Annotated in this window: 10 protein-coding genes; 9 read left to right on the forward strand and 1 reads right to left on the reverse strand. The window is 50.5% G+C overall.

The genetic code is table 11. From position 1 onward, the window contains the following. Positions 1–168 precede the first annotated feature (168 nt). Positions 169–2,616 carry a CoA-disulfide reductase gene (locus KNP87_RS08720; protein ID WP_119923501.1) on the reverse strand — a complete coding sequence of 816 codons (2,448 nt, stop codon included), beginning with the start codon at positions 2,614–2,616 and terminating at the stop codon, positions 169–171. Between the two features lie 209 nt (positions 2,617–2,825). Between KNP87_RS08720 and KNP87_RS08725 the strand changes: the two genes are divergently transcribed. The 9 genes from KNP87_RS08725 to KNP87_RS08765 all read left to right on the forward strand — a co-directional run bounded on the left by KNP87_RS08725 (position 2,826) and on the right by KNP87_RS08765 (position 11,680). Beyond that, positions 2,826–3,353 carry a type III secretion system chaperone family protein gene (locus KNP87_RS08725; protein ID WP_026831788.1) on the forward strand — a complete coding sequence of 176 codons (528 nt, stop codon included), beginning with the start codon at positions 2,826–2,828 and terminating at the stop codon, positions 3,351–3,353. Between the two features lie 150 nt (positions 3,354–3,503). After that, positions 3,504–4,685, forward strand: a complete 1,182-nt coding sequence (locus KNP87_RS08730; protein WP_026831787.1) for a hypothetical protein — start codon at positions 3,504–3,506, stop codon at positions 4,683–4,685. Positions 4,686–4,713: 28 nt separating this feature from the next. After that, positions 4,714–5,634, forward strand: a complete 921-nt coding sequence (locus KNP87_RS08735) for an NAD-dependent epimerase/dehydratase family protein (protein WP_026831786.1) — start codon at positions 4,714–4,716, stop codon at positions 5,632–5,634. Beyond that, positions 5,631–6,470 (forward strand): lysylphosphatidylglycerol synthase domain-containing protein, encoded by an 840-nt coding sequence (locus KNP87_RS08740; RefSeq protein WP_353049362.1) that lies wholly within the window; start codon positions 5,631–5,633, stop codon positions 6,468–6,470. Before KNP87_RS08735 ends, KNP87_RS08740 begins: the two co-directional genes overlap by 4 nt. Before the next feature lie 5 nt (positions 6,471–6,475). Beyond that, positions 6,476–7,909 carry an alkaline phosphatase family protein gene (locus KNP87_RS08745; RefSeq protein WP_214721461.1) on the forward strand — a complete coding sequence of 478 codons (1,434 nt, stop codon included), beginning with the start codon at positions 6,476–6,478 and terminating at the stop codon, positions 7,907–7,909. Further along, positions 7,906–8,637, forward strand: coding sequence for a glycosyltransferase family 2 protein (locus KNP87_RS08750; protein ID WP_214721462.1), 732 nt, complete (start codon positions 7,906–7,908; stop codon positions 8,635–8,637). Before KNP87_RS08745 ends, KNP87_RS08750 begins: the two co-directional genes overlap by 4 nt. After that, positions 8,634–9,371: a hypothetical protein gene (locus KNP87_RS08755; protein ID WP_119923496.1), complete on the forward strand. Its 738-nt coding sequence runs from the start codon at positions 8,634–8,636 to the stop codon at positions 9,369–9,371. Before KNP87_RS08750 ends, KNP87_RS08755 begins: the two co-directional genes overlap by 4 nt. A gap of 12 nt (positions 9,372–9,383) precedes the next feature. Beyond that, entirely contained in the window at positions 9,384–10,301 is a 918-nt protein-coding gene (locus KNP87_RS08760) for an FTR1 family iron permease (protein ID WP_119923495.1), read from the forward strand. Beyond that, entirely contained in the window at positions 10,298–11,680 is a 1,383-nt protein-coding gene (locus KNP87_RS08765; RefSeq protein ID WP_214721463.1) for a glycosyltransferase family 39 protein, read from the forward strand. Before KNP87_RS08760 ends, KNP87_RS08765 begins: the two co-directional genes overlap by 4 nt. Positions 11,681–11,685: the final 5 nt, after the last annotated feature.

Genomic DNA, 11,685 nt, shown 5'->3' on the forward strand with positions numbered 1-11,685 from the left:
GATACGAAAATAATTTCAGAAAATCAAATTCATTTTCTTCTTTTAAGTCGTTCAAGCGCACAAAAAATCACAAAACCTCACATCCAATGTGAGGTTTGACGTAAAAAACAAGCCTCCGCAGAGGGGAGGCTTGTTGAGGATATCTCTCTTATTTAACAATTGAGTACATCAGATGAACAGGTTGAGGTTGGCGTCATCTGTCGCACCAAGATAACTTGCGACACCGCCATAATCGATGTCATCCAACAATTCTTCTTTTTTGATTCCCATGATGTCCATCGACATCGTGCAGGCGATCATCCGAACTCCTGCCGCCTGTGCTTTCGCCATCATCGTCTCAAGCGCATCCACTTGTTTGTCCTTCATGACTTTTTTCATCATTTTTTGACCAGCCCCGCCCATATTCATGTTCGAGAGCGGTAGATCACCGGCATGTTTCGGCATCATCATGCCCATCATCCGTTCCATCGGTGCTTTCTCAACGGATGGTGCGTCCGGTTTCCGAATGACATTCAGTCCCCAGAACGTAAAGAACATCGTCACTTGTTTGCCCATCGCCTGAGCACCTTGCGCGATGACGAACGATGCCAGTGCTTTATCGAGGTCTCCGCTGAAGACGACCATCGTCGCATCGTCCGCTTTCGTGACGTCAGACTGGACCGGCGCGGCCGTTGCCGTTCCTTTTTCAAGCAAGACTTCGACGATTCCCTTGTTCATTTCCGCCGTATGGACGGTATGACCGAGCTTATGTGCCCACGCTTGAACATCCGGCAGGAATCCGGGATCCGATGCTTTGATGAACACTTGATCGCCATCCTGAAGTTGATCCATCTTCGTTTTTAATTCCACAATCGGACCCGGGCATTGGAGACCGCATGTATCCAGTAACGTAATCTGCTCTTTTGTTGCTCGTTTCGGCTCACTTTTCGTAATCGTCACTGCTGTTTCCTCCCGTACTTGGCTTCTCGCTTCACGGTCACGGTTGACCGTTGCCCATGTCTTGTAACCGCCACTTAGATTTTTGACATCAAAACCATGTTGTTTGAGTAACTGACTCGCGACATATCCGCGTAATCCGACTTGGCACGTCACGTAAATCGGTTGATCTTTCGGCAGTTCCTCCAGCGACTGACGTAATGTCGGCAAGGAAATGTTAACGGATCCCGGAATCGAACCGAGTTCATTCTCAGACGGTTCCCGGACGTCCAGCAATAAACCACCGTTCGCGACAATCTGATCAATCTCGTGCCAATGGACGTTTTCACTGTCGCCAAGTACGATATTCGAGGCAATGTAACCGGCCATATTGACGGGATCTTTGGCTGAACTGTATGGAGGAGCGTAGGACAGTTCCAAATCCGGGAGATCGAGAACCGTCAGACCACCTTTGATCGCTGTCGCCAAGACATCGATTCGTTTTTCGACTCCGGTCATCCCGATCGCCTGTGCGCCGAAAATCGTTCCGTCGACCGGATCAAACAACAGCTTCATCGAAATCGGACTGGCGCCCGGATAATATCCGGCGTGCGAACCGGGATGCAGATGAACCGCTTCATACCGGCGTCCGGACTGACGAAGACGTTTTTCATTGACGCCGGTTGAAGCGACCGTCAAATCAAAGACTTTTGCGACTGCCGTGCCAAGTGTTCCTGTATACCGGACGTCTCGCCCATTGATGATATCGGCGACGAGGCGCCCTTGACGGTTGGCCGGCCAAGCAAGCGGAACGTGGACCGGTTCGCCTGTAATATAGTCTTTGACCTCGATCGCATCCCCGATCGCAAAGATTGAAGGATCGGATGTCCGCAGTGTTTCATCGACTTGGATCGTTTGTTTGATTCCGAGCTCAAGTCCGGCATCTGCCGCTAGATTACTTTCCGGCATGACGCCGATCGACAAGATATTCATGTCCGTCTGAATCACTTTTCCACTCGTCAACACGACACGTGTACCGGCCTCTTCGAAGCGGGCCACGCCGTCCGATAAGATCAAGTCGACCCCTTTCGCCCGGAGGTGCTCATGAACGATTGCTGCCATTTCCGGATCCACCGGTGCCATGACTTGGTCCGCCATCTCAATCAGTGTCACTCGTGCCCCACGCTCGACTAAGTTTTCCGCCATCTCAAGACCGATAAATCCTCCGCCGATGACGGTTGCATGAGACGGACGGGCTTCGTCGACATACTGACGCATCTTGTCGGTATCCGGAATGTTCCGTAGCGTAAAGACGTTTTCCGCTTCCTCCAGCCCCGGAATGCCCGGTCGGATTGGTTTTGCTCCCGGTGACAAAATCAACTGGTCGTATGTTTCTTCATATTCTTCTCCGGTATCGACTTTCCGAATGATCAAGGTTTTTTGTTCACGATTGATTTGAATTGCTTCAGACAGATTTCGGACATCCAGATTAAACCGTGCGTTCATTCCTTCCGGAGTCTGAACCAACAGTTTATTTCGGTCTTTAATGATGTCACCGATATAATAGGGTAGACCGCAGTTCGCAAAAGAAATTTCCTTTCCCCGTTCCAACAGGATAATTTCCGCCGTTTCATCCAATCGGCGCAACCGTGCTGCCGCCGTCGCCCCACCAGCTACTCCACCTACAATGATCGTTTTCATTCCGTCTTCCTCCTTGAGTAGAATCCATTATGGTCTATGTGTACCAATATACCCATTCAGGTATACCTTTTCAAGTTATCTGTTCGTTCATTCACAAAGATGTCTTACCTTAAAATGAAAATGTTCCTTTGAGGATAACGGACATTAGTTGCAATTCCATCTAAAATGCTTGAAACTGAGATTACAGTATTTATAAGGGGGATTTAATCATGGACCAGGATCGTAACTCAAAAGACACGAACGATAACAAAGTCACACCGATCAACCAAAACAGTCAGCCGGAAACAAATGAAAACGGGGTAACGGCTGTGCAACAACAATATCTGGAAGAGTTCCAAGCGTTCTTAGTCGAAAAAGGTATCCCGATGGAAGCACGTGAGAATGAAACACACGTCTTCTTCATGACACAGGAAAAAACGCCGGCGGGTGCTGAACCGATGATGATGATCGTCTTCAGTAAAACAGCGACCGACGTTGAACTGTTTGCGCGGACGATTACACACGTACCAGACGGTGTTGAGGATCTTCCAATCTTAAATGCCATCAACGACTTTAACCAAGAATTCAAATACTTCCGCGTTGTCCTCGACAGCGATCGTGACGTCACAATCGCTTCAACGATCGATTTGGATCACGGCTTTAATCCGGCAGCAATTTTCGGACACTCGGTCATGATGTTCCAAGCATCGGATGAAGTCTTCAGCTACCTCACGAAACTGTATGACCAAGTTCAGTAAAATATCACCTTAAAATGGCTTCCGGGATACCTCGGAAGCCATTTTTTTCATCTTTAAGTTCAATTGACAATGAGAATTATTCTCGCTATAGTTAGATTTGTGAAAACGACATCATTTATCGATATTTATTATATTCTGGGGGAATCAATCATGAAAAAACGGTTAAAAGTAGCTTCACTTTTCATTACAGCAGGACTTCTTGCGGCTTGTGGCAACGCGGAAGAAACAACAACGGCTCCGAAAAAAGAAAAAACGGAGCAAACGTCTGAAACAAAAACAGATGCGGGGATCGCAGCGACAACCCTGAAGGATGAACTGACAATCTACAGTTCCATCAAGGCGGAGCTCGACAAAGCAAAAGAAGGTCAAGCCATCGATTGGAAAATGGTCACGACGAGTTATGAATCGAAATTAAAAGGCGGCGTCACGACGGCTGCTCCTGAAATTGAAGAAGTCATCAGTTCCGCATTAGCGGGTGTCGAATCAAAAGAACTGGATGAGAACGTTGCCCGTCAACTCGTGGACAAAGGCATTCAGTCTTACTTCTATAAACTCCAAAAATCGACACAAGCGACAGCAGAAGAAGCCGTTGCTGCCGGTAAAACCGACGAAGCGACTGCTGCATTAAACGATATCAAGGACATGTCCGAGACAGTCTTCATCCCAACTGCAGAAAAGCGTGACGCGAGTTACGGCTTTAAAAATGAAGAAGCGATTGCTCAAGCAATCTCATCCGGCTTAACGGCACAAGAAGAAGCGATCGCTGCAAAAAACGTCGCGGACTTTAACGTCGCGAAACAGTTGACGGATAAATCCATCTACCGTTCGTTCTACCTTGCCGCTCTCGGATACGCTCAAAAAATCGAGGATGGCGTCAAAGCCGGAACGGATGAAAAAGAATTACAGATGGAGCAAGCGGAAGGATACGGTTTCTTACTTGCCATCGAGGAATCACTGGCCGGTGGAGATGAAGAAGCGGTTGCGAAATTAAAAGACCTCTATGACTTCTCAAAAACACAACCAGAGGGTGTCAAGTTCAAAGAAGTGGAAAGCTTATTCGCCAAAGCATTAACGGAAAAGATCGACGGCTACCACGAAGAAACACAAGAAGCACTCGAGAAAAAAGACGTCGATACGGCACGGGTCGAGGCGATGGAAGCAAACATGTTCGTCATCGCAATGAAACCGACACTTGAGAGCCGTCTCGGTAAAGAACAAGCCAGCACGGTCTTGTCGGACGCCAACGCTTGGTATGCCCTTGTCGAAAAAGGCGACCTGAAAGCCGAAACGACAGGTGATAAAATCGTTGACGCCTTAGAGCCACTCAACTAATAATCGATTGGAATCGGAGGAACGCGACATGCAGATCGGAATTACAGGAGGCGCGGGTTTCATTGGATCTGCTCTTGCACTTCGGCTTCACGCCAGCGGTCATACTGTAAGTGTCATCGATGCCTTCACAGATTATTATGACGTCGAACTGAAACTGGAGCGGGCTCATCTTTTGCAACAGAACGGGATTGAGGTGTTTGAAGGAAACGTGCATGAGGATTTACCGACTTGGCTCGGCAGTCACTCCTTTGCCGCTGTATTTCATCTCGCCGCTTTGCCCGGCGTTCCCGGTTCGTTACAGGAACCGCATCGGTACATCGAGGATGATATCGCGATGACGGTGACCGTCCTCGAAGCAGCGCGCACATATGCCATTCCGCATCTGTTCTTCGCTTCTTCTTCCTCCGTCTACGGGGAACAAACGGGTGCCCTGTTGGAACATCAAGCAACCGGACAGGTGATGAGTCCCTATGCCGCAGCCAAGTACAGTGCGGAAACCTTTTGCCAGGCTTATCAGAATCTGTATGGTCTACAAATCGGGATCTTTCGCTTCTTTACTGTCTACGGCCCTGCCGGACGACCTGATATGGCATTGTATCGTTTTATTGAACAGGCGCTACGCGGTCAACCGTTGACCGTTTTCGGTGACCCGATTCGGGATTTCACTTATATCGACGACATCACACGGGGAATGGAGCAAGCCCTGCAAGCACAGGCAACCGGTGTTTTCAATCTTGGTGCCAACCGTCCGGAATCGGTGCGCGACGCTGCGGCGATGCTCGGGGAACGGTTTGACGTGCCGGTGGCATTTGCTCCCGCCCGGGCGGGAGATGTCTCAATGACATGGAGTAACACCGATGCGGCAAGGCAGACGTTCGGTTATGTTCCCTCCGTCACGCTCGCTGATGGAATGGAACGGATGATCACATGGCATCGCGATCGTCTGTGATACGTGGAGCTGCGGGCGTCGTTCTGACGTTGGCAGCTCTTTTTTTACTCGTCCGTTTTGGTCTCGAACTGCCTGTTGTGTATGACTATCTCCAAACCCTGTTGACGTCTTACTGGACAGTGGCCGCTACCGTCACCTACGCTTTCGCTTTTTATTTACGCGCACGCGCTTGGCGGACGGCGGACGAAAAAAATGCGTCTACCGCGGTTTACCTGACGAGTCTGTATCTTGGTCTGGCAATCAATCACCTCTCCCCTGTCAAGGTAGGAGAAGCGGTTCGTCTTCTGACGGCGCGAGCGATTGGCAGTCCGATGAAGCGGACGACGGCGATTTTTGTCGCCCAACGCGGCATCGACCTATCCGTACTCGGTCTTTTTGTCGCTGCCGGGTTATTATTAGGACAGACGATGTGGGTCGCCGGGCTTGTGTTTGCCGGTGGTCTGCTCGCCTTGTTGCTGGTCCGGCGATGGATCAAGACGATCTATCCCTTGATTGGATACGGGGCAGCGGCGTGGCTGTTTGAAGCAGTGGCTGTTTTTTGTCTCTTGCAAGGTGCCGATGCCGACATCGCCTTTCCGCTTGTCCTTATCGCGATGAGTGCCGGAGTCTTGTCCGGAATCGCCCAGTTTACCCCGGGTGGACTCGGAACGTATGAACTTGCGATGGGAACGGTCCTGCAACTTGCGGGTGTGCCCAACCCGTACGAGCTCGCCTTGATGACGCATCTCTTTAAATATGCGTTTGCATTTTTAGCGCCGGTTTATGTGCTCATCCGCCATTTCCCGATTGTTACATTACTGTTCACCCAGTTTAAGAAGCACGATACGAAAGGATGACCTGCATGAAAAGTGCTTCCCGTTTTGAAAAAGTTGCCGCACGGATGTGGAACTTATTGAATGAAGGCAAACCCTTCACACCGATTTTTACGATCGGTGTGTTTCTCAGCTATCTGATTTTGACGCAAGGCTCACTCAGCGGTGTCGGCTTCGGATTCCTGATGACCCTGCCGCTGCTCGTCTTATATTGGAAGTTTGATTTTCCGTTGTTCTTACGGAATTATCTTTGGCTTCCGTTGATCATCTGGTTGTTCATCGAAGGAACGGACACGCGTCTCCTGCCGCTGTTTGCGTATGGAGCCGGTCTTTATTTCTTCTTCACCGTCTTTTTCTGGGGAACGATTTATTATCACCTCCGGATCGGGACCAACTGGCTCAACTTCACACGTTTTTGGAAACTGGTCCTTAAAAACAGTGACTCGACGAGCGGAAATGCCCAAGAACAACTGCCGAAAGTCGGACTTTTACTCGCGTATTGGCAAACCGCTTCAATCGAACAGACACTGGATTGGTCCTATCTTTGGTTTCCGCTTGGGCTGTTCCTATTCGCCTGGATCCTGCATCACTACCTGTTCGACTGGAAGCCAAAACTGCCGACCGAGTCAACCGTCGATGCACCGATTCCGACATCACAAAAAGTCTATGTCCTGATCGTCGACGGCATGCGGAAAGATCGCTACATGGCGGCGAACACGCCGTTTCTCGAGCGTCTCCGCCAAGAAGGAACGGAGTATACGAACATGGAGACCGTCTATCCAGCTCGAACGGTCGTCTGTTTCAGTTCTATGTTCACCGGAGCCCGTCCGGAAGAACACGGTATCCATTCGAACATGGTCTGGAATACGACAGGGGTCAAAACCGATACGGTCTTTGACCGGTTGCGCGACGTCGGGAAAACCGGTAAGATTCTTGGAATCGCTCATCTCGTCGATGCTTTCGGTGCCAAAGACGTTCATACCGTGACAGCCGTCATGCATAATGATGTCGCGGACCGCAACATCATCGATCGCGCCAAACAAATCGTCCAGCAAGAAGATCCGGACTTACTGGCGATTCAATTGATCGGCACCGATCAGACCGGTCACAGCCGCGGCACCCTGTATTCCGAATACGTCCAGAAAATCGAAGAGGCCGATGCCTTACTGGCTGAATTTTGCGAAGAACTGGACCGGCTCGGTAAGCTCGACGATGCAACACTGATTGTCATGGCGGATCACGGACAAGCCGACGGGATCGGCGGTCATGGTCATCTCGATGAAGGAGAACGGTTTGTTCCGTTTTGGATGTACGGTAAACACGTCCATGCCGGTCTGAAAGTTGATACACACCGGCATATCCTGTCACTTGGACCAACGATTACGAAGTTGCTTGGTGCTGCTATCCCGCACGACAGCCGCGGTGTCTTACTGACGGAAGCCTTTAAGGAGGAATCCTCATGAAAAAAATCGTCGTCTTTCTTCCGGCCCACAATGAAGAAGTCTCCTTGCCGCTTGTCTTAAAACGCATTCCGGCTGAAATCGATGGACTGCCTGTCGAAACGATCGTCATCGACGACGGATCCACTGATGCGACGTCCGAGATTGCCCGGCAACACGGAGCCCATGTCTATCGTTTTCCTAAAAATCGCGGGCTCGGAGCTGCCGTTCGGGAAGGACTGCTCCGGTCCTATGCCCATGGTGCGACCGTCGCCGTCATGATTGACGCCGATAACGAATACCCGGCGGATCAGATTCCCGACGTCGTCCGACCGATTCTTCTCGACGAGGCCGACTATGTGTTTGGTTCCCGTTTTCTCGGAACCGTCGACGGGATGCGTTTGTACCGGTATATCGGCAATCATGTCTTTACCTGGTTACAGTGCATCTTATTAAAACGTCGGATTCACGATGGACAAAGCGGCATGCGGGCCTTTTCCCGTGCGGCGTGTAAACACGCGGAAATCATCCACGACTATAACTATGCCCAAGTGCTGACACTGAATCTTGTTCGAAAAGGGTTCCGGCTGCAGGAAGTCCCGATTCGTTACCGTGTGCGGGAAGCCGGAAAGTCCTTTATTCGCTTTAACTATATCCAGCGCGTCCTCCCTGCGATTTACCGGGAATGGCGTCGCCCGATCGTCCCACTGTCGTCTGAAGAACGTTTTGAACGAAAGGAGCATCTCGGATGAGAAAACCGCTTTTCATCACCGTCATCGCCTTCTTGTTCCTGCTCACTACACCGTTGCCGGCATTCGCCTACAGCTACGGGGATCCAGGAAAAGAAGCTTTTGCGGAAGCTTACAAACAGTTTGAGGAACAGCTTGACCAAAACGATTACACGTTAGCCAAAGAAACCATCGATGCCTACGATAAGGAATTTACGCTCTACTTCCCGGAAGCAAAAGAAAAAATCGATGCGTCGTTAGAAAAGGAAGATGCCGATGCTGCCAAGCAAGCCTACCGGGTCGCTTTGCGTCAAAACATCGAACGTCGTCTGCACTTTGCACAGGAACAATTCGATGATTTCGGACAGGCCAAGTTGTTGCTCGCTAAAGCACGCGGCACGTACGATGTGCTCGCTCCTTACGTCAAAGAAAGTGAGGGTGCAAAGACAAGTGATTCATTGTATACTGCTTTTGATGATTCACTTGCGGCGCTTGGAAACCCCGGTTTGTTTGGAGTCGGGAAAAAAGCAAGCGATCGAAAAACATTTGATCAAAACATTAAACAGATTGAAGATACCGTCACCCCGCTGTTCGTTTTGCCGGGTGAAGAGAAGACCGGTGTCTTTGATGAAGAAGACTCGATTTTCGGTCAATCCTTTGGGACAGACGACATTTGGAAAACGGTCGCCATCAGTCTTGTCATCATCTTAATCGTCATCGTCATCATCGGTCAGCGTAAGAAACGACGCGCTCAATAAGGAGGAAGACACATGGATTTTCAGGCGTTTTTAATCACCCTTCGCGAATGTCTCGAAGCCGTCTTGATCGTCGGCTTGATTCTCGGTTATCTCGATCGGCTCAATGCACCACAATATAAAAAATGGGTCTACGCCGGTGTTGGACTTGCCTTACTCGCGAGTTTAGGTGTCGCCTTCTTGTTCCAAGTCGTCTTTACGAGTTTCGCAAGCTTCGGCAGCGACACGTATTTACGTCTCGGGATCATGATCATCTCTGTTTTCCTCTTAACCCACATGGTGCTTTGGATGGGCAAAGAGGCAAAGGAAAATCAGCAGGCCTCGCAAGCGAAAGTCGCTGCCGCGGTCTCGACCGGCAGTGCGATTACGATGATCGTTCATTCGTTCCTCGTTATCGTCCGGGAAGGGATCGAAACGGTCTTCTTCTTCGCCGCGATTTCGGGTGGTGAAATCGAGAAGGTTCTGACCAGCTACGGTGCTGTCTCCGGTCTTCTGCTTGCCTTGATCTTCGGCTACTTATTCGTTTCCGGAACGATGAAGATTCCCGTCAAACGCTTTTTCCAAGTGACCGGCGTCTTGATCTTGTTCATCGCTGCCGGCATGCTCGTCCAAACGATTGGCCGATTCCAGGATCTTGGATTGCTCGGCAGTCTGTTGACGAATGCAGACGGTACACCGGCCGCCCTTTATAACATCGTGGCTTTCATGCCGGAACACTATATCGATCAGATTCAATATTTACGTGATACGGGCAATACGACATTGATCAGCGGTCAAATCGGAACGTTCATGGGGGCGATGTTCGGCTACAGCCATAATCCGTCCATCGAACAAGTTTTCGCTTGGTGGGGATACTTCGCTTTCGCCGGCTTCATGTTGATGCGTCAAAATCGCGTGCCAAAAACCGTCAAGAAACTGAAGGAGGTCTCGTGACGGTTCGAAGCGGTCATCCACAACAACGTGGACGATCGCTTTTTTTCATGGTTGTCGTTCTGATCTTCGTGTGCACCGCCGGACGCCTTTATCTGGTCAGCCCGTTTGTCGCAAGCTACGATATCGCCAACTTCACGTTAGCGGTCGGACAGTATGACTTGGCGAATTTACAGCCACATTTCCCCGGGTATCCGTTTTTCATCTTACTAGCGACCGGCCTCGCACGACTCGGGCTTGAACCTGTCCGTGCCCTTGGAATCGTCTCGATGCTTGGCTTCACGAGCGGACTGGTTCCGCTGTACCTGCTGTTCAAACGCCGACGATACGATGCGGTTCGTCTGCTGGCTGCTTTTACGGTCGTGTCGACGGCTTCCCTTGTCGTCTTGTCCGCAACCGGGATGTCGGATGGTCTAGCCCTTGGTGTTCTTTGTTGGTTCGTCTGGAGTGTCGAACGCGCACGGCAGGATCAGTTTCGTCTTTTGCCGTACCTCTTGTTTGGTCTGTTGATGGCGACCCGGTTATCCTATGCACCGTTTGGAATCGTCCTCTTATTTTTACTGTGGCAAGCACGGCGTGATGCGTGGCAAGTCGTGTCAGAGATGGCGGTTCTGCTCCTCGCCCAACTCGCCTGGCTGTTACCGGTCGCCTTCTCTGTCGGTGGACCGGCTTCCTTTGCCCAGTTGTCACTCAGCTTCGTGACGGGTCATTTCTCGGACTGGGGAGGCACGGCGCAAACGGATGACGCCACCCTGCTGGAACGACTGGGGTTGACAATCAAACAAATGATTTGGCATGGTCTTGGATTTGCTACTTGGATTGGTCTCGGATCGGGACTGTTCTTGTTTTGCCAACGTTTCCGTTCCCTCCCTCTCTGGTGGAGTGTTACCGGAACCGGTTATTTTCTCTGGGTCTGGTTTGCCCAAAACATCGATAAACCGCGGCATATCTTACCACTCGTCTTACTGCTTATGATTTTACTCGTCCGCCGTCTGTCGGTCCGTTGGCTCGTTCCGTTTTTATGTATTCAATTGCTGATTGGAAGTATCGCCTTGTATCAACAAGCGACTAGTAAACCGGCTACGATTCAGCTGGCGGAAGCCATTACCGGTTTACCGGCGTCCGCGACCATCTTTACGGATGAAGAAGAACGTCAGTTTTTGATGGCACGTCCTGACGCTACGATTGTCCCGATTGGATCCGTCAGCAAATGGCGGGCGGAACCAAAATCACAGGAAGTCTACCTGACCGGCCGACTGCTCGAACGGTTACGGGCGGCAGATGTACCAATCGAAGTGACGGAAGTTTTCCGCTTTACGAGTGATCCCCGGTTCGAACCGGAAGATGCGGAAGCGCGGTTGTACCGGATGATCTTACGATAAGGAGC

This window comes from Exiguobacterium sp. s192, from assembly GCF_018618795.1.
Lineage (GTDB): Bacteria > Bacillota > Bacilli > Exiguobacteriales > Exiguobacteriaceae > Exiguobacterium_A > Exiguobacterium_A undae.